The organism is Cryobacterium arcticum, assembly GCF_003185895.1.
Lineage (GTDB): Bacteria > Actinomycetota > Actinomycetes > Actinomycetales > Microbacteriaceae > Cryobacterium > Cryobacterium arcticum.
In genome coordinates, this window is sequence record NZ_QHLY01000005.1 from 573101 (window position 1) to 599425 (window position 26325).

A 26325-nucleotide genomic window follows, 5' to 3' on the forward strand; every position below is an offset into this window, starting at 1 on the left:
ATTTTGGCCCGTTCACCGGTCGGGCGCAACCGCTATCTTGTCTGCCGCGTCATCCGTAGCGTCGGAGGATGAAAATCGGATACAAGCTCGTGGCCGAGGCATTCGGCCCGCAAGAACTCATTCGCCAGGCCGTGCGCGCCGAACAGGCCGGCTTCGACTTCGTGGAAATGAGTGACCACTTCCATCCCTGGGTCGAGGCGCAAGGGCACTCCCCGTTCGTCTGGTCGGTGCTCGGGGCGATCGCCGCGAAGACCACCACTCTGGGCCTCGCCACCGGGGTCACCTGCCCGAGTGTGCGCTATCACCCCGCCATCATCGCCCAGGCTGCCGCCACACTCGCGCTGATCTCCGACGGCCGGTTCACCCTGGGCCTCGGCTCGGGCGAGCGGCTCAATGAGCACATCGTCGGGCGCGGCTTTCCCGGCGTGCATGAGCGGCACCGCATGTTCAACGAGGCGCTCGAGATCATCCGCCTGCTCTTCGAGGGCGGTTATCAGAACTACGACGGCGCCTACCTCAAGCTGGAAGATGCCCGCATCTTCGACCTGCCCGCAGCGGCCCTGCCCCTGGCCATCGCCGTCAGCGGCCCGGATTCCATAGCCCTCGCCGCCAAGCACGGCGACGGTCTCTTCGCGGTCGAACCCGACCCCGACCTGGTCACCGGCTACCGCGACGCCGGCGGCACGGGGCCGCTCTACTGCGAAGCTCCGCTGGCCTGGGCGCCCACCGAGGAGGCCGCGGTCAGGGCGGCGCACTCGACGAACGCGTGGTCGGTGACCGGCTGGAAGGTGATGGCCGAACTGCCCAACCCGGTGAACTTCGAAGCCGCGGCCGGCACCGTGCGGGAGGACGACATTCGGCAGCAGTACGCCTGCGGTCCCGACGTGGAGCGCCACCTCGAGGTGATCGGCCAGTTCACCGACGCCGGTTTCGACCACATCGCCCTCATGAACGCCGGCGACGACCCCGACGGGTTCTTCGACTTCTTCGAGAGCGAGCTCCGGCCGCGGTTGCTCGCGCAGAGCACGCCGGCTCCGACCGCACGGCGGGCACCGTGAGCGCGCCGCGAGCGGCGTTGTTCGACATCGATGGCACCCTGGTCGACTCGAACTACCTGCACGTCGACGCCTGGCAGCGGGCGTTCCAGACGCTGCACACCGACGTCGAGGCGTGGCGCATCCACGCGTCCATCGGCCAGGATGCCGGGCAGCTTCTCACCTCCCTGGTGGGCGAGAGACCCGCGGACTGGCTCGACGAGGCGAAGAGCCTGCATGCCCGCCACTATCAGGAGCTCGCGCCGCGGTTGCGGGCGTTTCCGCAGGCGCGGGAGCTGCTCACCACCCTGGCCGGCGAAGGAATCGCGGTGGTGCTGGCCACCTCTGCGCCCGCAGACGAGCTCCACCTGCTGCTCGAGGTGCTGAACGTGGCGGACGCCATCCACGCCACCACGAATGCCGACGACGTGGATGTGGCCAAGCCCGAACCCGACATCGTGCAGGTCGCTCTCGACCGGGCCGGGGTCAGCGCCGGTGAGGCGGTTTTCGTCGGTGACTCGCGATGGGACATGGCGGCGGCCACACGTGCCGGGGTCACCCCGTTCGGGCTCCGGTGCGGCGGCATCGCAGAACGCCTCCTGACCGAGGCGGGCGCCGCACTGGTGTTCACGGATCCCGCCGATCTTCTGGGGCGGCGCGGCAGCCTGACCGCGGTCGGATAGGGACCGCCACCCCCGGCCGGATAGGGACCGCCACCCCCGGCCGGGGGACGGATTTGGGCGCGCGCCTTGCGCTTTTGTTTCAAATTCGGCCAGTATAGAAGCCGCCGCCAGCGCCAATTTCTTGGGGTTCGAGCGCCGGTGGCGTCCTTCCGTTTCGCCGTGGCACGGCTTCTCCGCGTGCCCTTCAGCCTGCTCATTCCGTCTCGAAAGGCACCACCATGTCCCGCACTTCTCCGCGCCTGCGCGTCACTCTCGTCGCCGCCGTCCTCGCGGCCGGCGCGCTCACCCTCTCCGGCTGCAGCGCCATCACCGACCTGTTCCCCAAGGAGGCCGCTCGCGACGCCGAGACCCAGGAGATCAGCGAGGCCGGCGAGGCCGACGTGTTCAGCCTCAGCGTGGGCGATTGCTTCAACGACGCCGAGGCCGAGGAGATCGACAGCGTCGACGCCATCCCGTGCGGCGAAGCGCACGACTACGAGGCTTACTTCGCGTTCGATGTGAGCGCCGACGAGGCCTTCCCCGGCGACGACGTCATCTCCCAGGCAGCCGAGGACGGCTGCTTGGCCGAATTCCCCAATTTCGTCGGGCTCTCCTACGAGGAGTCGACGCTGGACTTCAACTACCTCTCCCCCACCGAGGGCAGCTGGGAGAACGGCGACCACGAGATTCTCTGCATCATCATCGGCCCGGACAAGACAACGGGTTCGCTGGCCGGGGTGGCTCTCTAACCTCGCGACACTCCGCCTGCCGTCGCCGGCAGGCATCCGCCGATTGCGCCCGCGGCGTAATCTCGTGGGCGCAGGCGCGAAATCACCGTGATTGCGGCGTGAATTCGTCGCGACACAGCCGATTATTAGGCTACGTGCAGCGCACATGCAGGCCGCACGGCGTACGGTTGCACATGGAGTTCCCCCACTCCAACGATTGGCCCCGGTGCCAGCTCCCTTTCCCCCAAAGCGTGAGCGGCACCGGGGCTTTTTCATGCCTTTTCGGCGGCACACGCCCCGGTGCACACAACTCCTGCAATTTCTGCGACCGTGAATGTGCTCAACTTGAACATCGCACTCGCACAGCTCGAGTCGGAGCAGGGAAAGGGCTAACCCATGAAACGCGGTCGTCTGCGCGTGCTGCTCGGCGCCGCCCCCGGTGTGGGCAAGACCTACAGCATGCTCGACGAGGGCCGCCGCCTGCAGGGCGAGGGCCGGGACGTGGTCGTGGCGATCGTAGAAACCCACGAGCGCGCGGCCACTGCCCGCATGATCGAGGGCCTCGAGGTGCTGCCCCGTTCGGTAGTGGCGCACCGCGGCATCGAACTGACCGAACTCGACCTGGCCGGGGTGCTGGCCCGGCACCCCGATGTGGCGCTGGTCGACGAACTCGCCCACACCAATGCCCCCGGATCGCTACACGCCAAGCGCTACCAAGACGTCGAGGACCTGCTCGCGGCGGGCATCGATGTGATCTCCACTGTCAACATCCAGCACATCGAGTCGCTCAATGACGTGGTGCAGCAGATCACCGGGGTTCCCCAGCGCGAGACGCTGCCGGATGCTGTGCTGCGCGGCGCCGATCAGGTGGAGGTCGTCGACCTTGCCCCGCAGGCGCTGCGCGACCGGCTCGCCGAGGGCAACGTCTACCCGGCGGCCCGCATCGACGCGGCACTGTCGAACTATTTTCGGCTGGGCAACCTCACTGCTCTGCGGGAACTCGCCCTGCTCTGGCTGGCCGACGAGGTCGACACCGCGTTGCAGAGCTACCGGGCGCAGCACGGCATCTCCAACAAGTGGGAGGCCCGCGAGCGGGTGGTCGTGGCCCTCACCGGCGGGCCGGAGGGCGAGACCCTCATTCGCCGTGGCGCTCGCATCGCGGCCCGCTCGGCCGGCGGCGAACTCATCGCTGCCCACGTGATCAGCCAGGACGGCCTGGCCACGCCGCATCCGGGCGCCCTGGCCGCGCAGCGTGCGCTGGTGGAGGAACTCGGCGGCAGCTACCACCAGGTCGTCGGCGACGACATCCCCCGCGCGCTGGTGGAGTTCGCCCGCGCCGCCAACGCCACCCAGCTGGTGATCGGCGTCAGCCGGCGCCCGCGGCTCGCCGCGGCGCTCTCCGGCCCGGGCATCGGCGCCACCATCACCCGCGAGTCCGGCGACATCGACGTGCACATCGTCACCCACTCCGCCGCCGGCGGCACCTTCGCTCTGCCCCGGCTGGGCGGCTCACTCACCGCGAGACGGCGGCTGGCCGGTTTCGCGCTGGCCCTCGCCGGCGGGCCACTGCTCACCTGGCTGCTCGTCACCTTCCGGAGCGACGAGTCGATCACCAGCGACGTGCTCAGCTACCAGCTGCTGGTCGTGGTCGTTGCCCTCGTCGGCGGGCTCTGGCCGGCCCTGTTCGCCGCGCTGCTCTCCGGGCTCACCCTGGACTACTTCCTGGTGCAGCCGCTCTACACGATCACCGTGGCCGAGCCGCTGCACCTGTTCGCGCTCTCGCTGTACCTGGTCAACGCCATGCTGGTGAGCTATGTCGTCGACCAAGCCGCCCGGCGCAGTCGCGCGGCCCGGCGGGCGGCGGCCGAATCGGAGCTGCTCGCCACCGTGGCCGGCAGCGTGCTGCGCGGCGAGGACGCCGTGCAGGCCCTGGTCACCCGCACCCGCGAGGCGTTCGGGCTGCAGCGGGTACTGCTCATCGCCGGGGGCGTGGTGCTGGTCGAGGCCGGCGAAGCCGATTCGGCCAACCCAAGCGCACGCGGCACCGTCGTGCCCGTCGGCACCCGGGCCACCCTGGAGCTCTACGGACCCGACCTGGCGGCATCCGAACGCCGGTTGCTCGGCGTGATCGTGAGCCAGATCGACGCCGCCCTGGAGCACAGCGCCCTCGCCCGGACCGCGAGCGAGATCGGCCCGCTGGCCGAGGCCGACCGCATGCGCAGCGCCCTGCTCGCCGCCGTCGGGCACGACCTGCGCCGGCCGCTCGCCGCCGCGACCACCGCGATCAGTGGCCTGCGTGCAACCGACATCACCCTGCCGGAGGCCGACCGCACCGAACTGCTGGCCACCGCCGGTGAGAGCCTCGACACCCTGGCCTCCCTCGTGACCAACCTGCTCGATGTCAGTCGCCTGCAGGCCGGCGCGCTGGCCGTGTCGCTCGGACCGGTCGACCTGGCCGATGTGGTGCTGCCCGCACTCGACGAGCTCGGGCTGGGCCCCGACAGCGTGGAACTCGACCTGCCCGGCGATGTCGCCCCGGTGCTCGCCGACCCCGGGCTGCTGCAACGCGCGGTGGTGAACCTGCTCAGCAACGCGCTGCGCTTCTCCCCCGCGGGCACACCGGCCCGGGTCTCGGCCAGCCGGTTCGCCGACACCGTGCAGCTGCGCATCATGGACCGGGGTCCCGGCATTCCGGCCGACCGGCGCGATGACGTGTTCGTGCCGTTCCAGCGGCTCGGCGACACCGACAACAGCACCGGCCTGGGCCTCGGCCTCGCGCTGTCGAAGGGATTCGTGGAGGGCATGGGCGGCACCCTCGAGGCCGACGACACCCCCGGCGGCGGGCTCACCATGGTGATCACGCTGCCGGCCGTGGGACTCGCGGCCGACGAACCCGACGACCCGGCCCATCTCGGCACCGCCACGACCACCGACGGAGCCACCCCATGAGAATCCTGATCGCCGACGACGACCCGCAGATCCTCCGAGCGCTGCGCATCACCCTCGGCGCCCGCGGCTACGAGATCGTCACCGCGCACGACGGCACCAGCGCGCTCGCGGCGATCGTGGAGTACCACCCCGACCTGGTCATGCTCGACCTCGGCATGCCCAACCTCGACGGCCTCGCCGTGATCGACTCCGTACGCGCCTGGAACAGTGTGCCGATCCTGGTGGTGAGCGGCCGGAGCGGAGCCGCCGACAAGGTGGAGGCCCTGGACCGGGGTGCAGACGACTACGTCACCAAGCCGTTCTCGATCGACGAACTGCTGGCCCGCATCCGCGCCCTCACCCGGCGGATGCCCACCAGCGGTGACGAACCCGTCGTCACGTTCGGCGCCATCACGGTGGACCTGCCGGCGAAGAACATCGTGCGCGCCGGCCCCGAGGGGCCGGAGCACGTGCGGCTCACCCCCACCGAGTGGCAGGTCCTGGAGCTGCTGCTGCGCACGCCGGGCAAGCTGGTGAGCCGGCAGGCCCTCTACGCCGAGGTCTGGGGGCAACACAAGATGACCGACACCGGCTACCTGCGGCTCTACCTGGCCCAACTGCGCAAGAAGCTCGAGGCCGACCCGGCCCACCCGCGTTACCTGCTCACCGAGGCCGGCATGGGATACCGCTTCGCGCCCGACCCCGACGCCTGATCCGGCCGGATGCGCGTTGCGCGGGCCGAGCGCCGATTCGCGGGTGGCGCGCCACACGCGAACCGGCGCCGCACCCGCGTAACCGTCCCGTGCCTCGCCCGCCGGGCCTCGGCCGAGCGGCCTCCCTCTCGGGTTACTCGACTAGGGCGGGTTCCTCGGCGGGCACCGGCTCGTCGGCCCGGGCGCGCACGGGGAAGAGCGGGCTGAGCAGCAGGAACACCACGATCAGGCCACCCTGCACGAGCAGGGCGGTGCGGAAACCCTGGCCCGGGTCGCCCTGGTTGAGGCCGGCGAAGAACACCGACCCGAGCACGGCCACGCCGACCGCGGAGAAGATCGACTGCACTGCCGTGAGCACGCCGGAGGCCGACCCCACCTCGTCGTCGTCGACCGTGCCGAGGATGACGTTGAACAGGCTGGCGACCACGAACCCGCTGCCGATGCCGGTGAGCAGCAGGCCGGGAGCCAGCTGCCAGATGCTGAAGTCGGAGATGTCGCCGAGAGCGATGAACAGCCAGGCCACGCCCGCGATCTGGAACAGACCGCCGATCTGCAGCACCGCCCGGCCGAGCTTGTCGGCGAGCAGGGCGCCGCTGACGGCGCCGCCGATCAGGGTGCCGATCGCCAGCGGCAGGCTGCTGAGGCCCGCCTCTCCGGCGCTGAACTGCTCGCCGAGCTGCAGGAACAGGGTGAAGACCAGCTGCGCGCCCACGGTTCCGCAGAAGAACAGGCCGATGCCGCCCAGGCCCACCAGGTAGGCGGGTTTGCGGAAGATCCCCGGGGTCACCAGCGGGGTCTTGCCGGCGTCGAGCCGGGACTTCTGCCGGCGGGTGAACAGGTAGAACCCGACCAGGGATGCCGCGATGCATAGCCAGGTCCAGGCCGGCCAGCCGGCGTTCTCGCCCTGCACCAGCGGCAGCACGAGCAGGCCGCTGGAGAGCACCATGATGGCTGATCCGACCAGGTCGATGGTGATGGTGCGGTCTCCGGCCGTGCGCGGTACGACGATCCAGGCGATCACGATGGCCGCGATGCCCACCGGCAGGTTCACCAGGAACACCGCCCGCCAGCCGGATCCGAACAGGTCGGCCTGGATGATGGCGCCGCCGATGATGGGTCCGGCGATGCCGGCCAAGCCGAAGACCGGGCCGAAGACGGCGAAGGCCTTGCCGATTTCTCGCGGCGGGAACGCCGCTCGCAGCAGGCCGAGGCCCTGGGGAAGCAGGATCGCGGCCGAGAAGCCCTGAATGAGGCGGAAGACGATCAGCGTGCCGATCGAGGGCGCCATGGCGCAGAGCAGGGACATGAGGGTGAAGGAGATCAGGCCGGTGAGGAACATGTTCCGGCGGCCGAACCGGTCTCCCAGGCGGCCGCCGAGGATGAGGCCGGCGCCCAGGGTGAGGGCGTAGCCGCCGATCACCCACTGCAGTCCGGTGGAGCCGGCACCCAGGCTCGCCTCGAGGGACGGCCCGGCGACATTGACAATGGTGGCGTCGATGAGGTCGAGGATCTCGGCCGTGAGCATCACGGCCAGGATCAACCACTTGAAGCGGTAGGGGTCGACAGTAGTTGGGGAAACGGACGCAGACGGTGCGGAGGGCATGGAGGGCTCCAGTGCAGAGAGGGGAGAACGGGCCGGGGAGGCGGAAACGGACCAGGATGCTGGCACCGCGAGGCGCGAGGGGTACCGGGAGGTCGCTTCCCGGAGGTAATCCATGTGATTGGCAATATTGAGTATTACCATGGAGATCATGGATGTCAAACCTGAACTCTTCGGCACCGAGTACAACGCCAGCCGCGCGGCTGCGCGGCGGGACGGCAAGGCCATGCCGGAGAAGGACGTGCGCGCCCGGATCCAGCGGCTGGGCCTGAAAGAGCAGGCGTTCCGGCGATTCCTGGCCGACCAGATCGCCGTCGACGAGATGGGCCTGGAGGTGATGGACCACCTCATGTCCCGGGGCTCGTCCAGCCCCACCGAGCTGGCCCACGAGATCGACATCTCCACCGCGGCGATGAGCCTGGTGTTGCAGCGCCTGGAGTCGGCCGGCCACATCACCCGCCAGCGGCATCCGTCGGACGGGCGGCGCCTGATCGTGGCCGCCACGGATGACTCGGTGCGGCTGGCGTACAGCCACGTGCTGCCCCTGATCAATGGGCTCGAAGCCGTGGTCGCCTCCATGGACGACGACGAGCGCGCGGCGGCGAGCGCGTTCCTCGACAAGGTCATCGCCGCCTACGACGGCGCCATGGCCTGAGTCGGGTCCGCCCCGGGCGGCCGACACCCCCTGCCCCCCCCCCCCCCCCCCCCTNCCTGCAGTTTCCGCCGAACGGGGGCAAATCGACCCCATTTTGGGGTCGTTTCGCGAGAATTGCAGGAGTTATGCACGGCGGGGCGGCCGGGGCCAATCGTTAGACTCCGAGGGAGATCGCGCTCAGCCGCGGATGGGGGATGACCGTGAGCACCAGCCTTACCGAGCACGGTTCCGAGGCGCTGTTCCAGCAGATTCTAGCGGAGAGGCTGATCAGCACCCGGTTCCAGTCGATCGTCGAGCTCGATAGCGGCACCGTGGTCGCCTACGAGGCGCTCAGCCGCGGCCCCGCCGACACCGTTTTCCACAACCCCGCCGCGCTCTTCGACCGGGCCCACGCGTTAGGTCGTGTTACGGACCTCGACCTGGCTTGCTGGGTCTCCAGCGTGCGCACCGCCACCGAGCAGGGCTTCACCGCGCCGCACTCGCTCTTCGTCAACGTGGAACCCGGGTCGCTGCACCGCGCCGACCTCGGCGACGCCCCGCATCCGCCGGCACCCGCGGTGCTCGAGGTGACCGAACGGGCGTTGATGAACGACCCCGCCGGCCTGTTCTACGCCATCGGCCGGGCGCGCGCGTTGGGCTACCGCATCGCGCTCGACGACCTCGGCGCCGACCCGGCCTCGCTGGCCCTGCTGCCGCTGCTGCAGCCGGATGTGATCAAGCTCGACATGGCACTCATCCGCGAGCGGCCCGACCAGGATGCCGCCCGGGTGATGAGCGCCGTGGCCGCGCACGCCGAGCGCACCGGGGCGGTGGTGCTCGCCGAGGGTATCGAGACCGAGGAACACCGGGTGACCGCGCTCGCCCTCGGTGCCACCTACGGCCAGGGCTGGCTCTTCGGCCGGCCCGTGCCCGAGCCGGCGAAGCCCGCCACGCTGGCCGGCATCCGTTTCTCGGCCGAGCCTGCGGCGCCGCAGCAGGCCGCCCGCACCCCGTTCGAGGTCGTGGCGCCGGTGCGCACTCCGCGGCCGTCCGACCGCGAGTTGCTGGTGCAGATGAGCATCTTCCTGGAGTCGCGCGCCCGCGCCAGCGGCGACTCCGCCGTGGTGCTCTCCACGTTTCAGCAGCACACGAACTTCACCCCGGCCACCCGAGCGCGCTACGAAGCGCTCGGCGCCGACGCGGGACTGGTGGCGGTGCACCTCGCCGGCGACCCGCAGCTCGCGGCGGCCAGCCGCATCCGGGTGGGCCAGATCGACCCGGCCGATCCACTGCTGGCCGAGTGGGACATTGTGGTGCTAACCGCGGATTTCGCCGCTGTACTCGCCGCCCGCGAACTCGACCCGACCCAGCACGCGCAGGGCTCATACGAGTTCGTGCTCACCCACGACCGCGACCTCGCCACCGCTGCCGCGCTCACCCTGATCAACCGCCTTCCCGCCGCCAGCTGACTCGCTCGCGCCGGATGCGGCCGCGCGGGTCAGGCGCCGGTGCGCCCGTGGCGCGCCACCCGCGAATCGGCGCGGCACCCACGCTTCGCGAGAAGTCAGCTCGCCGTCACCGCGGGGTGGTCGTAGCGCGGGGCGATCGCCAGGAGCGCACTGACATCCCCGGCCACGTCTCGGGGTGCCTGGCCGCGCTCGAACAGGATCGCCGGCTGATCCGAGAGCGGGTTCGCCGAGGCGCCACCGATCATCGCGAGCGCGCAGGCGTCGCTGGAAGTGACGCTGAGGTGCGCACCCTCCCGCAGGCCCAGCACCAGCACGTCGTTCTCGTCGAGGAACTCGGTGAGCCGGGTCGCCCGGGACTCGCCGTTGTGCACACTGGTCGGGTCGGCGTCGAGGTAGTGCGGGTTGATCTGGAACGGCACCAGTCCGAGTGCCTCGAACGATTCCGGCTGCATGATCGGCATGTCATTGGTGGTGCGGATGCTCGGCGCGGTGATGTTGGTGCCGGCACTGGCGCCCAGGTAGGGCAGGCCGCCCTGCACCCGGGCACGGATGACCGGTATCAGGCCGAGCCGCTGCAGGGTGGCCAGCAACCGGAAGGTATTGCCGCCCCCGACGAAGATCGCCTGCGCGGAGGCCACCACGGCAACCGGGTCGGCCGCCTCGTGGAGTCCCCGCACCGCGATGCCGTGCGGCTCGAATGCGGCGCGCACCGTGGCCGTGTAGGCGTCGTGGTCGGCGCCGGCGAAGGGCACGAAGGTGAGCTCGGTCACCCCGTGCAGAAAGGCGAGCACCTCGGGCAGGGCGTGTTCGAGGTAGCCGCGGCCGTGGTTGGTGGAGTTGGACAGGAGCAGCAGGTGCATGGGTGGGTCCTTCGAGCAGAGGTACGGGGCGGAACGTGGTGCGGGCTAGAGCTTGGCGGCGCGGGAGAGGCCCCGGCGCCAGTCCCGCTGGGGGTTGGCCGGCGGGCGGTTGGACAGCAGCGACGACAGGTCATCCGCTGCCCGGAGCAATGCGGGCACCATATCGCGGAGGTCCGAGTCTGCGCGAGTGCTGGGTTCGAGCACCGAGAGCGAGCCGATCGGGGTCTTGCCCAGCCGCACCGGGGCCGCGATGGCTCGGGTGCTGGAGTCGTACTCGCCTGCGGAGTAGGCCCAGCCGGCCTGGAAGGTCTCGTCGAGCAGCGCCTCGAACGCCTTCTCGTCGACCTCGGTGAGTTCGGTGAACCGGGCCCGCGGCCGGTCGTTGAGCAACGCCCGGCGCACGTGCGGCTCGAGAAAAGCGAAGTAGGCCCGCGAGGTGGCGCCGGCATGGGCGGGGTACAGGTCGCCGACCAGCGGATGGCTGCGCACCGGCCCGGATGCGCCGTCCACGGCCGCGATGCAACGCAGGTGCACCCCGTCGGGGATGGTGAACAGGGCGGTGCGCTCGGTCTCGGCCGCGAGCGACGACAGCACCTGATCGGCCAGCCGGGCCAACCCACCGCCGCGCTCCCACACGTTCGCCATGTGCCACATCGCCGGCCCCAGGCTGTACCGCCGGGTGTACGGGTCGGCCTTGAGAAAACCCCGCGTGGCCAGGGCGGCGAGCAGTCGCTGGCTGGTGGACTTGTTGATCCCGAACTCCTCGGCGAGTTCCAGCACACCCCAGTCGGGGCGGCCGTCGCTGAACGAGAGCAGGATCTGCAGCGCCCGGTCGACGGTCTGCAGGGGGGATGACGCGGCTTGATCCGGAAGAGCACTCATACGCTGGGTCGCTTTCGATCGTGAGAGGTGTGCTCAGTATCGTAGCCAGCGTCTCGAAATATGATTGTAACTTTCAAATAGTGAGAATGTATTGGGTTGGTTTCTTCCTCCCCGGCATGATCTGTTCATGCTGAACCGGCACCAGACACCCAGGGAGGGCACTCGATGAGCTACGTCATCCGTCGCCTGCTCGCAATGATTCCCGCCCTGATCGGCGTCGTCATCTGCATCTTTCTTCTCACCCGCATCCTGCCCGGCGACCCGGCCCGCACGCTGGCCGGCGAGCAGGCCGACGCCGCGACGGTGGAGAAGCTGCGCGTGGACATGGGGCTCGACCAGCCCATGCTCAGCCAGTTCTTCGGCTACCTCGGCGATCTGCTGCGCGGCGACCTCGGCTTCGCCTGGCACACCGGCCACACCGTGACCGCCGACCTCGCCACCCGCCTGCCGGCCACCGCCGAGCTCGCGATCGTGTCGATCCTGATCGCGCTGATCGTCGCCATCCCGCTCGGTGTGCTCAGCGCGGTCTACCGCGACCGGGCCATCGACCACATCGGCCGGGTGATCTCGCTCGTCGGCGCATCCATGCCGCTGTTCTGGCTGGGCCTGCTCGCCATCTACCTGTTCTACTTCATGCTCGGCTGGGCGCCCGCCCCGATCGGTCGCATCGAGACCGGCGTGAACCCGCCCACCACGGTGACCGGTTTCTACCTGGTCGACAGCCTGCTCTCCGGCGACATGGTGGCGTTCACCTCGTCGCTGAAGAGCATCATCTGGCCCGCCCTGGTGCTCAGCACCGGCAGCATCGCCATGATCTCCCGGATGACCCGCTCGGCCATGCTCGAAGTCCTCGGCCAGGACTACGTGCGCACCGCCGTGTCGAAGGGCCTGAACCCCGGCATCGTCGTGGGCAAGCACGCCTTCCGCAACGCCTCCCCCTCCGTCGTGACCGTGGTCGGCCTGGAATTCGGCCAGCTGCTCGGCGGCGCCGTGATCACCGAGACCATCTTCAGCTGGCCCGGCGTCGGTTCCTATGTCACCCAGTCGATCATGGCCACCGACTACGCCCCGGTGCAGGCGTTCTCGCTGCTCGCCGCCGTCATCTTCCTCGTCGTCAACCTGCTGGTCGACCTCACCAACGCCGCCATCGACCCGAGGGTGAGAAATGCCTAAGTCCCGCACCCGTTCCACCGCTACCGCCGCTCCCGCCGGCACCCGCTCCACCACCGTGGGTTTCGGCCGGCTGCTGCTGCGCAACAAGCTGGGCATGGTGGGCCTGGGCGTGATCGCCTTCTGGACCCTCGGCAGCATCTTCATCGGCGTGCTCAGCCCCTACGGCGCCAGCGAGACCGCGGCCGGCGCCCTGCTCGCCCCGCCCAGCCTCGACCACCTGTTCGGCACCGACAACTTCGGCCGCGACCTGCTCACCCGCGTGTTCGCCGGCGGGCAGCTCTCACTCTGGACCGGCCTGATCGCGGTGGGTATCTCGATGGCCATCGGCGTTCCGCTCGGCGGCATCGCCGGGTACGCCGGCGGCGCGCTCGGGTCGGTCATCATGCGGGTGATGGATGTGCTCCTCGCCTTCCCGTCGCTGGTGCTGGCCATGGCGGTCGCCGCGGCCCTCGGCCCGGGCACCAGCAGTGCCATGATCGCCGTCGGCATCGTCGGCATCCCGGAGTTCGCCCGCATCACCTACGGCCAGACCATCTCGCTCAAGCAGCGCGAGTTCGTCGAGGCCGGCCGGGCGCTCGGCCTCAGCTCCGCCACCATCCTCACCCGCCACATCGTGCCCAACGCGCTGGCGCCGATCGTGGTGCGCGCCACCCTGGGCATGGGCTACGCCATCCTCACCGCCGCCGCGCTCAGCTTCATCGGCCTGGGCGCCCAGCCACCCACCGCCGAATGGGGCGTCATGATCTCCGACGGCCGCGGCTACATCATCAGCGGCGAATGGTGGCTCACCTTCTTCCCCGGCTTGGCGATCGCCACCTCGATCCTGGGCTTCAACCTGCTCGGCGACGCCCTGCGCGACGTGCTCGACCCCCGCTTGCGCACCACGGCGTAAGCCCCACCCACCCCGTCCCCCGCACCACCCCACCCTGAGGAGAACCATGAGAGTCACAGCGAAAGCGGTCGCCATTGCGGCATCCGTTTTGTTGGTCACCGGATGCAGCGCCAACGCGAACACCAACGCCAACAGCACCGAAAGCACCGGCGCCACCACCATCACCGCGGCGTACTCCGAGGGCGGCACCACGCTGAACCCCACCGAGGCCAACGACGTGACCAGCGACACCTTTGTGCTCGCCGCCTACGACCAGCTGGTGACCTACGCCACCGAAGAGGTCGACGGCAAGCAGGTCGCCAACACCGCCGAGATCGTGCCGATGATCGCCTCCTCGTGGGAGGTCTCCGACGACGACACCGCTTACACCTTCACCCTGCGCGACGACATCGCCTTCCAGAGCGGCAACCCGCTCACCTCCGCGGATGTCGTGGGCTCGTTCCAGCTCATCGCCGACTCCAGCAGCGCGAGCTTCCTCTACGGCATGGCCGGCATCAGCACCGTCACCGCCGTGGACGACAGCACAGTGACGATCACCCTCACCGCGCCGAACCACCTGTTCCTGCAGATCCTGCCGATGTACTCGTTCTCGATCATGGACACCAAGCTGATCGAGGAGAACGGCGGCGCCGAGTGGCTCGCCACCAACACCGCCGGCTCCGGCCCGTTCGTCGTCGACTCCTGGGACCCCTCCACCGAGGCCGTGCTCAGCCGCAACGACGACTACTGGGGCGATGCTCCCGCGCTCGAGACCGTGAACATCAAGTTCATCACCGAGGCCTCCAACCGCGTGCAGCTGCTGAGCAAGGGTGAAGTACAGCTCGCCCTCGAGATCCCGGCGAAGGACGTCGCGGCCCTCGAAGACACCGACGGTGTCGTCATCGACTCCCGCCCGAGCAACAAGATCCTCTACTTCGCGATGAACAACAACATCGCGCCGTTCGACAATGAGCTCGTGCGCCAGGCCATCACCTACGCGATCCCCTACGACAAGCTGCTCACCGATGTCATGCAGGGGCAGGCCAGCCCGATGACCTCCTCCGTCGCCAGCTCCACCCCCGGCTTCACCGCCGACGGCAACAACGCGGAGTACGACCTCGACAAGGCCAAGGACCTGCTCACCCAGGCCGGCTACCCGGATGGCTTCACCTTCGACTTCACCCTGGGCAGCGGTTTCCAGGACTGGAACGACGACGCCGTGCTCATCCAGGCCGAACTGGCCAAGGTGGGCGTGACCATGAACATCACCAACATGGCCCGCGCGCAGTTCCTCGAGGCCATCGCCACCAACCAGGTGCAGTCCTACATCTCCCGCTGGACCTCGTTCGTGAACGACCCCGGCTACCACCTCGGCCTGCTGCTCACCTCCACCGGCACCAGCAACTATGCCAACTACAACAACGCCGATGTCGACTCGCTCTGGACCGAGGCATCCACCGAGCCCGACCAGGAGAAGCGCAACGAGCTCTACGGCGAGGCGCAGGAAATCATCAACGAGGAATCGCCCTGGGCCTACCTCTACGAGTACAACATCGTGGTCGGCCTGCAGGAGGGCACTGAGGGTTACACCTCCTACCCCGACGGCATCGTGCGTTACGCACAGCTGAGCGTGAACTAACCAGCACCACCCGCGGGGCCGGCCACGCCGGCCCCGCACCCCCTACTTGCGTCACTGCACCGCCCGGAAGGACATCATGACTGTCACCACTCCCCTCGACTGGGAACGCCTCGTTCTCGACGAGATCGACGCCCGCAGCGACGAACTGCTCGAACTGGCCGGCGACCTGATCCGCATTCCGAGCGAGAACCCCTCCGGGGACTGCACCGCCGTCGCCGCTTACGTCGACACCTGGCTCACCAGCCACAGCCTGCCCTCTACCGTGCTCGACGCCGGCGAGGGCCGCATCAACGTGCTCTCCCGCCACGACGGCCGGGCGGATGCCGCCCGCCACCTCGTGCTCACCGGCCACTACGACGTCGTGCCGGTCGGCGACGTCAGCCGGTGGAGCTTCCCGCCGTTCGCCGGCGACGTCGTCGACGGCTTCCTCCGCGGCCGCGGCGCCAGCGACATGAAGGCCGGACTCGCCGGCGCGCTGCTCGTGCACGAGATCCTCACCAAACTCGCCGTGCCACTGGCCGGCCCGGTCACCTTCCTCGGTGTCGCCGACGAGGAGATGGGCGGCCCACGCGGCGCGGACTGGGTGCTCGACGAGGGCCACCTCGACGGCGTCACCGCCGGCATCATCGCCGAACCCGCCGAACGCTCCCACCCCACCATCGGGCAGAAGGGCAGCAACTGGTTCCGGCTCACCATCGACGGCAAGCCCGGCCACGGCAGCCTGCAGCCGCTGCACGGCGTGAACGCCAACCTGCTCGCCGCCCGCGCCATCGTGGCCCTGCAGAAACTGTGGGACATGGTGCCGGATGCGCCGGCCGACGTGCGCGAGCTCATCCAGCTGTCGAAGGACTACGCCGAAGAGCGGGAGGGCTACGGCCCCGGCATCGGCGAGGTCTTCGAACACGTCACCATCAACATCGGCACCATCGCCGGCGGCACCTCGAGCAACGTCGTCGCCGACCGCGCCGTGGTGGAGATCGACACCCGGGTGCCGATCGGCCTCAGCCGTGACCAGGTCAACACCCGGGTGCGCGAGATCCTCGCCGAAGAAGGCATCGAGGCGACCATCGAACCGATGGGCTTCTGCAGCGAGCCGAACTGGACTCACCCCGACGAACCCATCGTCACCGACCTGGTCGGCGCCATCCGCTCGCTCTCCGACCCGGAGGCCAAGGGCGTGCTGCAGTGGGCATCGTCGGATGCCCGCACCTTCCGCAGCCACGGCATCCCGGTGCTGCAGTACGGCCCCGCCGTGCTCGCCACCATCCACGGCTTCGACGAGAAGGCCCCCGCGGCCGACGTCATCCTGGCCGCCAAGGTGTACGCGATCACGGCACTGCGCTACCTCGGCCTCACCGACTCCCCTTCCTGACCCTGCGTTCTGACCCTGTTCCCTTCCGAAGAAAAGTAGACCCATGCTGCGCGAAGTCCTCTCCGTCCTCGAACTCCTCGACTCCCCCCAGGCCACCGGTGCCGTGGTCGCCACTCACCTGGCAAACATCAGCCCGGATGCCGACATCACCGTGAAGACCGTCGCCGGCGACAAGGGCGAGACCGACTTCGTCACCGTCGTCATCCCCGGCACCAACGGCCGTCGCTCCGGCGGCACCGCCCCCACCCTGGGCATCATCGGCCGCCTCGGCGGCGTAGGCGCCCGCCCCGAACTGATCGGTTATGTCTCCGACGGCGACGGCGCCACCGCCGCGATCGCCTCGGCCGCGAAGCTGCTGCACATGGCCTCGATCGGCGACCGCCTGCCGGGCGACGTCATCGTCTCCACCCACGTCTGCGCCTGGGCGCCCACCGAACCGCACGACCCGGTGCCGTTCATGTCGTCGCCGGTGGACATCGCCGCGATGAACGAGCACGAGGTCACCGCCGAGATGGAGGCGATCCTCTCGATCGACACCACCAAGGGCAACCGCATCCTCAACCACCGCGGCATCGCGATCTCCCCCACCGTGCGCCAGGGTTACATCCTGCGCACCAGCGAAGACCTGCTCAGCGTGCTCGAGTCCGTCACCGGCGAGCCGGCCCGGGTGCTGCCGCTCAGCCAGCAGGACATCACCCCCTACGGCAACGGCCTGCACCACCTCAACTCGATCCTGCAGCCGGCCGCGGCCTCCGTCGCCCCGGTCGTTGGCGTGGCGCTGACGACCGTCACCGCCGTCGCCGGCTGCGCCACCGGCGCCAGCCACGAGACCGACATCGCCGCCGCCGCCCGGTTCTCGGTCGAGGTCGCCAAGGGCTTCGGTGCCGGCATCGTGCAGTTCCACGAAACCGACGAATTCGACCGGATCGTGGGCCTCTACGGCGACGGCACCCGGTACCAGACCCTGGGCGGAGTGCTCGCGCCGACCGCGTGAGGTAGACCGATGAAGCCGCTCCTGGAAATCAAGGACCTGCGGGTCGAGATCGACACCAACCGGGGTCTCGTCACGCCGGTGCGTGACGTGAGCCTGTCGATCGCGCCCGGCGAGATGCTGGGCCTCGTCGGCGAGTCCGGCAGCGGCAAGAGCATGACCGCCATGTCGGTGCTGCGGATGCTGCCGGCCCAGTCGGCCCGCATCGCCGCCGGCAGCATCACCCTCGACGGGCACGATCTCGTCACGATGCCCGAGCGCACGCTGCGCGGCATCCGCGGCGGCACCGTCGGCACCATCTTCCAGGAGCCGATGACCGCGCTGAACCCGGTGCTCTCGATCGGCGACCAGCTCACCGAGCCGGTGCGCAAGCACCTCGGCCTGAACCGGCGTGCCGCGCACGCCCGCGGCCTGGAGATGCTCGACATGGTGGGCATCCGCGACCCGCGCCGGGTCATGGCCGACCACCCGTTCCAGCTCTCCGGCGGCATGCGGCAGCGGGTGATGATCGCCATGGCGATGTCGTGCGAACCCAAGCTGCTCATCGCCGACGAGCCCACCACGGCGCTGGACGTGACCACGCAGATGCAGATCCTCGACCTGATGCTCGGCCTGCAGCAGGAGCACGGCACCGCGATTCTGCTGATCACCCACGACCTGGGCGTGATCGCCCAGACCTGCCAGCGGGTGGCGGTGATGTACGGCGGCCAGATCGTGGAGACCGCCGAGGTGGAGGACCTGTTCGAGCGTCCCCAGCACGACTACACCAAGCGGCTGCTCAGCTTCCTGCCCTCGGCCGCGGTGGCCACCGCGCCGCGGGAACGGCCCGCGAGCGTAGCGCCGGCCGGGTCACCGCCGCTGCTGGAGGTGTCGAACCTCTCGGTGCACTTCGAGAGCCGCCGGCGCAGCCTGTTCGAGCGCGCGCCGGAGCCGGTGAAGGCCGTGCAGGATGTGAGCTTCAACGTGGAGCGCGGCACCACGCTGGCGATCGTCGGCGAGTCCGGGTCGGGCAAGTCCACCACCGGCCGGGCCCTGCTGCGCCTGGTGGAACCGACCAGCGGCTCGGTGCGCTTCGACGGCCGCGACGTGCTCGCCCAGACCCCCGAGCAGATGCGGGCGCTGCGTAGCGACATGCAGATCATCTTCCAAGACACGTATGCGTCGCTCGACCCGCGCTGGCAGATCGGCCGGTCGCTCGGCGAACCCCTGGTCACCCACACCGCGCTGTCGAAGGGCGACCGGGCCAACCGGGTCACCGAGGTGCTCGAGCTGGTCGGCCTCGAAGCCGGCCACGCTGACCGGTTTCCGCACGAGTTCTCGGGCGGCCAGCGCCAGCGCATCGGCATCGCCCGGGCGCTGATGCTCAACCCCTCGCTCGTGGTCTGCGACGAACCCGTCTCTGCGCTCGACGTGTCGGTGCAGGCACAGGTGCTCGACCTGATGAAAGACCTGCAGCAGGAGCTCGGCCTCACCTACGTGTTCATCTCGCACGACCTCTCGGTGGTGCAGGAGATGGCCGACGACATCATCGTGATGAGCCGGGGTGTCGTGGTGGAGCATGCGCCGGCGGCCGAGCTGTATGCCGACCCGCAGCATCCGTACACCCGGGCGTTGCTCGCCGCGGTGCCGCAGGCTGACCCGAGCGCCCGCGCCGACCGGGCCGAACGGCGAAAGCTCGTGGATGCCGGCCTGGCCGTGCAGCCGACGGCGGAGGTTCCGGGCGCATGAGCGGCACGGGCGGCCTGCTCGGCCTGGTGACCATCGGCCAGTCACCGCGCACCGATGTGCTCGCCGACATCGCACCGCTGCTGATCGGCCGCGCCTTCGTGGAGCACGGCGCGCTCGACGACCTGGACGAGTACGACAGCGAGGCGTTCGCCGTGGTCGCCCCCGAGAGCGACGAAACCCCGCTGGTCTCGCGGTTGCGCAACGGCGCGTCGGTGCAGATCGGCCACCGGGCCCTGCTGCCCCGGCTGGAGGCCGCGATCGAACGGTGCGCGGCCGACGGCGCCGACGCCGTGCTGCTGATGTGCACGGGCCACTTCGAACCGGTGCCCGCCCGGGTGCCGGTCTACGACGCCGAGTCCCTGGCCCAGGCGAGCGTGGTGGAGCAGGTCGGCGACACCGCGTTCGGGGTGCTCACCCCCGTGGCCGCGCAGGTCGAAGAAAGCCGTGGCCGGTGGGCCACGCTGGTGGGCCGCCCGGTCGACGTGGCGCCCTGCAACCCGTACACGTCCGCCCCCGCCGAGGTGGCGAGCGCCGCGGTGGCGTTGGTCGCCGCATCCGCCGCCGAGGGCCGGGCGCTGGCGTGGATCGTGCTGGACTGCTTCGGGTACACCGCCGCGCAGGCCCACGCCGTGGCTGAGGCCACCGGCTGCGCCGTGCTACTCACCCGCACCGAGGCTGCCCGCCGCGCCCTCACCCTGATCGACGCAGCCTGACCCCCTGTGCGGCCCTCCCGCTCATCCCCCGGTCACCTGCGCCGTCCGGCGCTCCCGTGGGGCGGATGCCCGTGCGCGGGCACCACGCCGGTGCGCGGGTGGCGCGCCACCTGCGCAGCGGCGCCTGACCCGCGATCGGTCACGACGCCAGCCCGCAACTGAGGGTGCCCGGAACATCCGGGGAGCGGGGCTTCCTAGGATGGGAGCATGTCCATCGACTCTGGAGGAACCATGTCCGCCGTTCCCAGCACGCTCGAGCTTCCGTCCTCCGTCGAACTCGGCCAGGGGCCGGGCGGGCTGACCGTGGCACGGGTGTTCGCACCGGCCGGCACGGCCGAGGTGTACCTGCGGGGCGCGCACGTGAGCGCCTGGACGCCCGCCGGCGGTTCCCCTGTGCTCTGGATGAGCGAGCAGAGCGAGTACGCCCCGGGCGTTCCGCTGCGCGGCGGTGTGCCGATCTGCTTCCCCTGGTTCGCCGGACACCCCACGGATGTGTCGGCGCCGTCGCACGGGTTCGCCCGTCTGGCCGACTGGCAGCTGGTCGAGGCCCGCGAGGCCGGCGACGACGTTGTGCTCGTGTTCGTGCTCACCGACACCGAGGCCACCCGCGCCTCCGCCTGGCCGCACCGGTTCGAGGCCCGCTACACGGTCACCGTCGGTGCCGAGCTGCAGCTCTCCCTCGTGGTCACCAACCGCGACAGCGACCCGGTCAGCTTCGAGGAGGCCCTGCACACGTATCTCGCGGTCGCCGACATCCGGCAGACCCAGGTGGGTGGCCTCGAGGGCGCCCCGTTCACCGACCGGCTCACCGGCCCGCAGTCGGCCGAGACCGAACCGGTGCACTTCGACGCCGAAACCGACCGCATCTACCAGGGGTCCACCGCCACCACCACGGTGACGGATGCCGCTACCGGCCGCACCGTCACCGTGAGCAAGCAGGGATCGGCCAGCACCGTCGTCTGGAACCCCTGGATCGACAAGGCCGCCGCCATGGCCGACTTCGGCGACGACGAGTACACCGGCATGGTGTGCGTGGAGACCTGCAACATCCGCGACGACGCGATCACCCTGGCGCCCGGCGCCAGTCACGAGCTGAGCGTGCGCTACTCGGTGTCGTAAGCCGTCGGAGCCGCTTCAGATCGCCAGCGAGTACACGCCCAGGGTGTTGCCGTCCGGGTCGGTGAAGTCGAAGTAGTCCACGGCGCCGGGCACGTGTTCCACCGGTTCGAGCTCGAGGCCGAGCGTGGTGAGCCGCGCGTGCTCGGCGGCCGCATCGTCGACTCCGACGCGCACCCCGTTCTGGGCGCCGGGTTGCGCATCCGCATCCTCGATCAGCTGCAGGTCGATCGGTCCCAGCGTCAGCTCCAGCAGCCCCGGCGCCGGTTCGACCGCGGCCCCGGTCAGCTCGAACACCTTGCGGTACCAGTCCTCGGCCCGTCGCAGGTTCCGCACCGGCAGGCCCACGGTCACACTCGTCACCTTCATGGCCCCATTCCACCGGGTGTGAGCCCGGCGCGCAAGTGGCGGGGCTGGGCGCACGCACGAGGCGGGCGCGTTCGCCGCGCATGGTCGAGGCCCACGACGCGCGACGCGGGTCAGGAGCCGCTCCGCGGGTGGCACGCCACCAGCGAAACGGCGCCCTGCCCGCGCAGCTCCGACACGACCTGCCGGGATGCACTCGCGCGGCGTCCGGCACCCACGGAATGCACCGGGCACGACGATGGTTGTCCCTCACAATGCCTATTTCCGCTCAGTTCCCGCCCGCCCCAGACTCCCTCCCCGGCAACACCGCCGGCTCAACCCAGCGCACGGCCCTCGTCGCCGGCGCCAGCGGCATCGCCGGTTCCGCACTCGTCGACCTCCTCACCGCGCAGGGCTGGAGCGTTCTCGCCCTGTCGCGCACGCCCGTGGCAGCCCGTCCCGGCGTGATCCCAGTGAGCGCCGACCTCCGCTCGGTCGAGTCGCTGCGCACCGCCCTGGCCGGCCACGCCCCCAGCCACGTGTTCTTCACCGCCTGGCTGCGCCAAGACACCGAGACCGAGAACATCGCGGTGAACTCCGCAATGGTGCGCGACCTGCTCACCGCCCTGGCTGACGCACCGGTCGAACACGTCGCCCTGATGACCGGACTCAAGCAGTACCTCGGCCCGTTCGAGGCCTACGGCCAGGGCGAGGTGCCCGACACCCCGTTCCACGAGGACGAACCGCGGCTGTCGGTGGACAACTTCTACTACGCCCAGGAAGACGAACTCTGGGCCGCCGCCCGAGCCCGCGGCTTCACCTGGTCGGTGCACCGCGCCCACACCGTGATCGGCCACGCGGTCGGCAACGCCATGAACATGGGCTCCACCCTGGCCGTCTACGCCGCCATCTGCGCCGAACTCGGCCGGCCGTTCGTGTTCCCCGGCTCGGAGACCCAGTGGAACGGCGTCACCGACATGACCGAGGCCGGCCTGCTCGCAGATCAGATGGTCTGGGCGGCCACCACCCCGGCCGCCGCCGACACGGCATTCAACATCGTGAACGGCGACACCTTCCGCTGGCGCTGGCTCTGGCCGCGGCTGGCCGCGCACTTCGGGCTGGAGTGGGAGGGCTTCGTCGACGCACCTCGCCCGCTCGAGCTCCAAATGGTGGATGCCCAGCCGGTCTGGGACCGCATCATGGCCAAGCACGACCTGGTCGAGGCCGACCTCACCCGGCTGGCCTCCTGGTGGCACACCGACGCCGACCTCGGCCGCACCATGGAGGTCTTCGCCGACATGGGCCGCAGCCGGGCCGCCGGTTTCACCGGCTACCGCGACACCGAGCAGGCGTTCCTCGCCCTGTTCGACCGCTACCGCGCCGAGCGCCTCATCCCGTAGCCCCCGCCCGCGCTCGGCTGGCCGCACCGCACCGCACCGCGTCGCGTCGGGAGACGGCACGCGGGCCAGGCGCCGTTTCGCGCGTGGCGCGCCACCAGCGAATCGGCGCCCCGCCCGCGCAGCCCGGCGCAACCCCCGGCATCCGCTCGCGGAGTCAGGGCCGCAGTGTAAAACGGATGCCGGCCGCGCAGGCGGCGAGGTAGCCGGCGTAGAGCTCGGGTCGGCGCTCACGGGCCCACCGAGCCAGGTCGAGGAAGCGGAGCACCGTGAGCCGCCGCAGCATCCGTTCGGTCGCCTCGGTCATCGGAATGCCCGCGGCGGCCGCGAAAGCAGCCAGCGCGGCCGGTGTGATCGTGCGGTCGAGCACCGCCCACTGGTAGACCTGCTGCAGGTCGGTCCAGGGCGCCGGTCCCGTGCTGGCCGCACCCCAGTCGAGCAGCACCGGTGCCGCCGCGCTCACCGGGGCGATGAGGTTCCGCGGCGCCAGATCACCGTGTGCCAGGCCGAAGTCGAACGATTCCGCCTGGAGCTCCCGCAGCACCGCCCGCAGGCCGGGCAAGTGCTCGGCACGGTAGGCCCCGTCCCGTAGCAGGGGGTCGTCGGGGCCGAGCGCATCGAGGTTGTAGACCAGGTGCGCCCGCCAGGCCGTCGGCAGGTCACGGCCGAACCGGGAGAACACCGCCCCAGGGGCGCCGGCCAGCGGAAGTCGGCCTATCGCCCGGCAGTAGCGGCCGAGCCAGGTCCATGGGTCCGCCAGACCGTCGGCCGCGGGTTCGCAGTACCGCAGAATCAGATAGGGCCGGTCGTCGAGCCGGCCGGAACCGACCACATCGGGTACCGGGATTCCCGCCTGCCGGGCCGCGTGCATGGCCCACTCCTCGACCGGGAACTCATTGGGGAGGAGCGGGTCTGCCGAGAACCGGACCACCCAGTCGAAGCCCGCACCCTGCACCCGGTAGACCTCGTTCACTACACCGCCGAGCGGTGACACCGCGACCGGTTCCCGGCCCCGGCCGCGCACGATCCGAGCCGCGAGGGCCGGGCCGTACTGCGCATCGGGCATCTGCCCAGTGTGCCCGCTCACCGGATGATTCGGCCCCGGCACGCGCGAATCCCGCCGGACCTCGGGAGAAGGTCCGACGGGACGTGCGGCGGGCGTCGGTTACTCGTAGCGGAGCGACTCGATCGGGTCCTGCCGGGCGGCGCGCAGCGCCGGGATGGTGCCGGCCAGGAAGGCCAGGCCCATCACGGTGAGCACGATCGTGGCAAGTGCCGCCGGGTCGAACGCCACCAGGGTGAGCCCGGGCAGGTCGGCCAGCAGGGTATCGGCCAGGAGCGAGTTGGCGCCGAAGCCGGCCAGCATGCCCACTGCAACGCCGAGCGCGCTGCCCATCAGGCCGATGAACACGGCCTCCAGGCTGAACAGACCGAAGATCTTGCCGCCGCCCAGACCCATCGCCTTCATCAGGCCGATCTCCCTGGTGCGTTCCTGCACGCTCATCAGCAGCGTGTTCACGATGCCGAAGCCCGCCGCCAGCAGGGCGATCACGGCGAAGGCGTTGAGCACGAGCACGATGCCGTCGATGACGGCCTTGAACGAGCCGATCTGGTCTTCGACCGTGGTGCCCGTGTAGCCCAGGTCGGCCAAGTCGCCCTTGATCGCGGTGGCATCGGTCGACTCTCCGGCCGTCGGGTCGAACCGAACGACGGCCTGCGCGTAGCTGTCCTTGCTGGTTTCTGACAGCCCCACGCTCTGGGCGTCATAGAGCGCCTGGGTGAGAACTTCGTTGGCCGTGAACGCCGTCGAGCCCACGAGCCCCTCCTCCGAGACGCCGACAATGGTGGCCGAGACCTCGGACTGGGTGCCCGCAACGTCGGTGATGCCGAGGGTGAGCGTGGCACCGACAGCGTCAGCGTCATCCGCGAACCCGAGCGGCTTGACGAAAGAGACCGGGATGGCGACCTGGTAGTCGCTGCTTGCCGCGTCGGGCTCGGCGCCCGCCGCGAGGTCCAGGGCCATACCGGGAATGAAGCTGCCCACGTTGGCCTCGTAGGCGGTACCGCCGTCTACCGTGACGTAGTCGGGGCTCACGCTCAGCTGCGGCTGCACGGAGAGCACGCCGTCGACGTCACCGATCGTGCTGAGGTCGGTGGACGTGAGGGCCACCAGGCTGGAGCCCGGTGCGCCGGGAGGAGCGTTGGGGGAATCGACCGCCACGGCATCCGGGTTGTACTCCACCGGGCCATCGCCGGTGTCTTCGGCCGCCTTGGTGACGGTGATCACGTCGTCGGCGCCGATCGAGGCGACCGTGGTGTCGATGTACTGGTTGATGCCGGTGCCGACCCCGCTGGTGAGCGTGAGGGTGAACGCGCCGATGAAGATGGCGAGCACGGTGAGAGTGGTGCGCGTCTTGCTGCGCAGGCTGTTCTTGACGGCCGTGCGAATCAGGTCGAAGACGTTCATGCGCGCACCTCCGTGGCGGTCGGGGCGGCATCCGGGGTTGCGGGAGGCGTCGAGTGCAGTGAGTCGGTGATCAGGCCGTCGCGAATGTACACGCGGCGGTCGCAGCGGGCGGCGAGCTCCTCGTCGTGGGTGACGATGATCAGGGTGATGCCCTTCTCCTTCTGCAGCGAGAAGAGGATGTCCTCCACCACCTTGCCGGTGGCGGAGTCGAGGTTGCCGGTGGGTTCGTCGGCGAAGATGACGCTGGGGTTGTTCACCAGCGCCCGGGCGATCACCACGCGCTGCTTCTGCCCGCCGGAGAGGTCGGTGGCCTTGTTGTGGGCCTTGTCGGCCAGTTCCAGCTGCTCGAGCGCGGCCATTCCGCGGCGCTTGCGTTCTGCGCCGCGGATGCCGGCGATCTGCAGCGGCAACGTCACGTTGTCGAGCACGCTGGTGCCCGGGGTGAGGAAGAACTGCTGGAAGACGAACCCGAAGGTCTCGTTGCGGGTCTGGTTGACGACCCGGCCGCTGAGGTTGATCGCGTCGCGGCCGCTGAGCTCGACGGCGCCGCTGCTGGGGTTGTCGAGCAGGGCGAGCAGGTGCATCAGGGTGGACTTGCCCGAGCCGCTCTTGCCGACGATGGCGACGGATTCGCCCTGCTGGATGTCGAGGGAGACGCCCTTGAGGGCGTCGAACCGGGTGGCGCCGCGGCCATACGACTTGTGTATGTCGCGGGCGGCGAGAATGGGCACGGTCATGGGTGGTGATCTCCTGGGATACGGGTTGGCGTGCCTGCCGGACCGGCTCACGATGAACCGGCCTCGGTGGCACGACTTCAGTCTTGCCGAGCGTCGAGAACGCGGCGTCCTCCCGTCGCAGCAACTCCGCCGTACTACGCAGGGCGCCGTTTCGGCCGCGTGCGCACGCCGGCGTACTACGAGCGCAGTAGACCGAGCACCCACGCCCGCAGGCAGACGCGGCCCGGTTGGGTTGACAGAATGGGGCAAGAGCCTGAATTCGCGGG

General features: G+C 70.0%; 23 protein-coding genes. 16 read left to right on the top strand and 7 right to left on the bottom strand.

Annotation, left to right across the window (positions count from 1 at the left end; genetic code table 11):
- Positions 1–68 precede the first annotated feature (68 nt).
- The 5 genes from CTB96_RS04355 (at position 69) to CTB96_RS04375 (ending at position 6065) form a co-directional block, all read left to right on the top strand.
- Positions 69–1058 carry a TIGR03557 family F420-dependent LLM class oxidoreductase gene (locus CTB96_RS04355; RefSeq protein ID WP_110125660.1) on the top strand — a complete coding sequence of 330 codons (990 nt, stop codon included), beginning with the start codon at positions 69–71 and terminating at the stop codon, positions 1056–1058.
- Positions 1055–1717: an HAD family hydrolase gene (locus tag CTB96_RS04360; RefSeq protein WP_110125661.1), complete on the top strand. Its 663-nt coding sequence runs from the start codon at positions 1055–1057 to the stop codon at positions 1715–1717. Before CTB96_RS04355 ends, CTB96_RS04360 begins: the two co-directional genes overlap by 4 nt.
- A 218-nt stretch (positions 1718–1935) precedes the next feature.
- Positions 1936–2445, top strand: a complete 510-nt coding sequence (locus tag CTB96_RS04365; RefSeq protein ID WP_110125662.1) for a septum formation family protein — start codon at positions 1936–1938, stop codon at positions 2443–2445.
- 375 nt (positions 2446–2820) lie between these two features.
- Positions 2821–5373 (top strand): DUF4118 domain-containing protein, encoded by a 2553-nt coding sequence (locus tag CTB96_RS04370; RefSeq protein ID WP_110125663.1) that lies wholly within the window; start codon positions 2821–2823, stop codon positions 5371–5373.
- Positions 5370–6065: a response regulator gene (locus CTB96_RS04375; RefSeq protein ID WP_110125664.1), complete on the top strand. Its 696-nt coding sequence runs from the start codon at positions 5370–5372 to the stop codon at positions 6063–6065. The genes CTB96_RS04370 and CTB96_RS04375 overlap by 4 nt, the downstream gene beginning before the upstream one ends.
- 133 nt (positions 6066–6198) lie before the next feature.
- Here the strand turns inward: CTB96_RS04375 and CTB96_RS04380 are convergent, their stop codons facing one another.
- Entirely contained in the window at positions 6199–7668 is a 1470-nt protein-coding gene (locus CTB96_RS04380) for an MFS transporter (protein ID WP_110125665.1), read from the bottom strand.
- Between the two features lie 148 nt (positions 7669–7816).
- Here CTB96_RS04380 and CTB96_RS04385 point away from each other — a divergent pair, with 148 nt between their 5' ends.
- Positions 7817–8320, top strand: a complete 504-nt coding sequence (locus tag CTB96_RS04385; protein ID WP_181397126.1) for a MarR family winged helix-turn-helix transcriptional regulator — start codon at positions 7817–7819, stop codon at positions 8318–8320.
- 200 nt (positions 8321–8520) lie between these two features.
- Positions 8521–9768: a sensor domain-containing phosphodiesterase gene (locus tag CTB96_RS04390; RefSeq protein WP_181397127.1), complete on the top strand. Its 1248-nt coding sequence runs from the start codon at positions 8521–8523 to the stop codon at positions 9766–9768.
- Positions 9769–9863: 95 nt separating this feature from the next.
- Here CTB96_RS04390 and pepE read toward each other — a convergent pair whose 3' ends face one another.
- Both pepE and CTB96_RS04400 read right to left on the bottom strand, forming a co-directional pair.
- Positions 9864–10628 carry a dipeptidase PepE gene (gene pepE / locus CTB96_RS04395; protein ID WP_110125668.1) on the bottom strand — a complete coding sequence of 255 codons (765 nt, stop codon included), beginning with the start codon at positions 10626–10628 and terminating at the stop codon, positions 9864–9866.
- 45 nt (positions 10629–10673) lie between these two features.
- The gene (locus tag CTB96_RS04400; protein WP_110125669.1) at positions 10674–11510 is read right to left on the bottom strand and encodes an IclR family transcriptional regulator; all 837 of its coding nucleotides are present in this window, start codon (positions 11508–11510) and stop codon (positions 10674–10676) included.
- Positions 11511–11675: 165 nt separating this feature from the next.
- Here CTB96_RS04400 and CTB96_RS04405 point away from each other — a divergent pair, with 165 nt between their 5' ends.
- The 8 genes from CTB96_RS04405 (at position 11676) to CTB96_RS04440 (ending at position 21116) form a co-directional block, all read left to right on the top strand.
- Positions 11676–12683: an ABC transporter permease gene (locus CTB96_RS04405; protein WP_110125670.1), complete on the top strand. Its 1008-nt coding sequence runs from the start codon at positions 11676–11678 to the stop codon at positions 12681–12683.
- On the top strand, positions 12676–13575 hold the full coding sequence (locus tag CTB96_RS04410) for an ABC transporter permease (protein ID WP_110125671.1): 900 nt from the start codon (positions 12676–12678) through the stop codon (positions 13573–13575). The genes CTB96_RS04405 and CTB96_RS04410 overlap by 8 nt, the downstream gene beginning before the upstream one ends.
- 46 nt (positions 13576–13621) lie before the next feature.
- Positions 13622–15193 carry an ABC transporter substrate-binding protein gene (locus CTB96_RS04415; protein ID WP_110125672.1) on the top strand — a complete coding sequence of 524 codons (1572 nt, stop codon included), beginning with the start codon at positions 13622–13624 and terminating at the stop codon, positions 15191–15193.
- 76 nt (positions 15194–15269) lie between these two features.
- Positions 15270–16565 (top strand): M20 family metallopeptidase, encoded by a 1296-nt coding sequence (locus CTB96_RS04420; RefSeq protein ID WP_110125673.1) that lies wholly within the window; start codon positions 15270–15272, stop codon positions 16563–16565.
- Between the two features lie 43 nt (positions 16566–16608).
- Positions 16609–17559 carry a DUF1177 domain-containing protein gene (locus tag CTB96_RS04425; RefSeq protein ID WP_110125674.1) on the top strand — a complete coding sequence of 317 codons (951 nt, stop codon included), beginning with the start codon at positions 16609–16611 and terminating at the stop codon, positions 17557–17559.
- Positions 17560–17568: 9 nt separating this feature from the next.
- Positions 17569–19284 carry an ABC transporter ATP-binding protein gene (locus tag CTB96_RS04430; RefSeq protein ID WP_110125675.1) on the top strand — a complete coding sequence of 572 codons (1716 nt, stop codon included), beginning with the start codon at positions 17569–17571 and terminating at the stop codon, positions 19282–19284.
- On the top strand, positions 19281–19997 hold the full coding sequence (locus CTB96_RS04435; RefSeq protein WP_110125676.1) for an AroM family protein: 717 nt from the start codon (positions 19281–19283) through the stop codon (positions 19995–19997). The genes CTB96_RS04430 and CTB96_RS04435 overlap by 4 nt, the downstream gene beginning before the upstream one ends.
- 207 nt (positions 19998–20204) lie before the next feature.
- On the top strand, positions 20205–21116 hold the full coding sequence (locus CTB96_RS04440; protein WP_110125677.1) for a D-hexose-6-phosphate mutarotase: 912 nt from the start codon (positions 20205–20207) through the stop codon (positions 21114–21116).
- Positions 21117–21131: 15 nt separating this feature from the next.
- On the opposite strand, the gene CTB96_RS04445 is transcribed toward CTB96_RS04440, so the two are convergent.
- Positions 21132–21482, bottom strand: coding sequence for a VOC family protein (locus tag CTB96_RS04445; protein ID WP_110125678.1), 351 nt, complete (start codon positions 21480–21482; stop codon positions 21132–21134).
- Between the two features lie 251 nt (positions 21483–21733).
- Here CTB96_RS04445 and CTB96_RS04450 point away from each other — a divergent pair, with 251 nt between their 5' ends.
- The gene (locus CTB96_RS04450; protein WP_110125679.1) at positions 21734–22858 is read left to right on the top strand and encodes an NAD-dependent epimerase/dehydratase family protein; all 1125 of its coding nucleotides are present in this window, start codon (positions 21734–21736) and stop codon (positions 22856–22858) included.
- A gap of 154 nt (positions 22859–23012) precedes the next feature.
- On the opposite strand, the gene CTB96_RS04455 is transcribed toward CTB96_RS04450, so the two are convergent.
- From CTB96_RS04455 to CTB96_RS04465, 3 genes are all read right to left on the bottom strand, one after another.
- Positions 23013–23921, bottom strand: coding sequence for an aminoglycoside phosphotransferase family protein (locus tag CTB96_RS04455; protein WP_110125680.1), 909 nt, complete (start codon positions 23919–23921; stop codon positions 23013–23015).
- A 99-nt stretch (positions 23922–24020) separates the two neighbouring features.
- A complete protein-coding gene (locus CTB96_RS04460; RefSeq protein ID WP_110125681.1) occupies positions 24021–25322 on the bottom strand; it encodes an ABC transporter permease in 1302 nt (433 codons plus the stop codon).
- Entirely contained in the window at positions 25319–26059 is a 741-nt protein-coding gene (locus CTB96_RS04465; RefSeq protein ID WP_110125682.1) for an ABC transporter ATP-binding protein, read from the bottom strand. The genes CTB96_RS04460 and CTB96_RS04465 overlap by 4 nt, the downstream gene beginning before the upstream one ends.
- Positions 26060–26325: the final 266 nt, after the last annotated feature.

What these genes read in the sequence shown, in the direction of transcription:
- CTB96_RS04355 (WP_110125660.1), top strand. Translation starts at nt 69, where the DNA reads ATGAAAATCGGATACAAGCTCGTGGCCGAGGCATTCGGCCCGCAAGAA.
- CTB96_RS04365 (WP_110125662.1), top strand. Translation starts at nt 1,936, where the DNA reads ATGTCCCGCACTTCTCCGCGCCTGCGCGTCACTCTCGTCGCCGCCGTC.
- CTB96_RS04370 (WP_110125663.1), top strand. Translation starts at nt 2,821, where the DNA reads ATGAAACGCGGTCGTCTGCGCGTGCTGCTCGGCGCCGCCCCCGGTGTG.
- CTB96_RS04375 (WP_110125664.1), top strand. Translation starts at nt 5,370, where the DNA reads ATGAGAATCCTGATCGCCGACGACGACCCGCAGATCCTCCGAGCGCTG.
- CTB96_RS04380 (WP_110125665.1), bottom strand. Translation starts at nt 7,668, where the DNA reads ATGCCCTCCGCACCGTCTGCGTCCGTTTCCCCAACTACTGTCGACCCC.
- CTB96_RS04385 (WP_181397126.1), top strand. Translation starts at nt 7,817, where the DNA reads ATGGATGTCAAACCTGAACTCTTCGGCACCGAGTACAACGCCAGCCGC.
- pepE (WP_110125668.1), bottom strand. Translation starts at nt 10,628, where the DNA reads ATGCACCTGCTGCTCCTGTCCAACTCCACCAACCACGGCCGCGGCTAC.
- CTB96_RS04400 (WP_110125669.1), bottom strand. Translation starts at nt 11,510, where the DNA reads ATGAGTGCTCTTCCGGATCAAGCCGCGTCATCCCCCCTGCAGACCGTC.
- CTB96_RS04405 (WP_110125670.1), top strand. Translation starts at nt 11,676, where the DNA reads ATGAGCTACGTCATCCGTCGCCTGCTCGCAATGATTCCCGCCCTGATC.
- CTB96_RS04410 (WP_110125671.1), top strand. Translation starts at nt 12,676, where the DNA reads ATGCCTAAGTCCCGCACCCGTTCCACCGCTACCGCCGCTCCCGCCGGC.
- CTB96_RS04415 (WP_110125672.1), top strand. Translation starts at nt 13,622, where the DNA reads ATGAGAGTCACAGCGAAAGCGGTCGCCATTGCGGCATCCGTTTTGTTG.
- CTB96_RS04420 (WP_110125673.1), top strand. Translation starts at nt 15,270, where the DNA reads ATGACTGTCACCACTCCCCTCGACTGGGAACGCCTCGTTCTCGACGAG.
- CTB96_RS04425 (WP_110125674.1), top strand. Translation starts at nt 16,609, where the DNA reads ATGCTGCGCGAAGTCCTCTCCGTCCTCGAACTCCTCGACTCCCCCCAG.
- CTB96_RS04430 (WP_110125675.1), top strand. Translation starts at nt 17,569, where the DNA reads ATGAAGCCGCTCCTGGAAATCAAGGACCTGCGGGTCGAGATCGACACC.
- CTB96_RS04435 (WP_110125676.1), top strand. Translation starts at nt 19,281, where the DNA reads ATGAGCGGCACGGGCGGCCTGCTCGGCCTGGTGACCATCGGCCAGTCA.
- CTB96_RS04440 (WP_110125677.1), top strand. Translation starts at nt 20,205, where the DNA reads ATGTCCATCGACTCTGGAGGAACCATGTCCGCCGTTCCCAGCACGCTC.
- CTB96_RS04445 (WP_110125678.1), bottom strand. Translation starts at nt 21,482, where the DNA reads ATGAAGGTGACGAGTGTGACCGTGGGCCTGCCGGTGCGGAACCTGCGA.
- CTB96_RS04450 (WP_110125679.1), top strand. Translation starts at nt 21,734, where the DNA reads ATGCCTATTTCCGCTCAGTTCCCGCCCGCCCCAGACTCCCTCCCCGGC.
- CTB96_RS04455 (WP_110125680.1), bottom strand. Translation starts at nt 23,921, where the DNA reads ATGCCCGATGCGCAGTACGGCCCGGCCCTCGCGGCTCGGATCGTGCGC.
- CTB96_RS04460 (WP_110125681.1), bottom strand. Translation starts at nt 25,322, where the DNA reads ATGAACGTCTTCGACCTGATTCGCACGGCCGTCAAGAACAGCCTGCGC.
- CTB96_RS04465 (WP_110125682.1), bottom strand. Translation starts at nt 26,059, where the DNA reads ATGACCGTGCCCATTCTCGCCGCCCGCGACATACACAAGTCGTATGGC.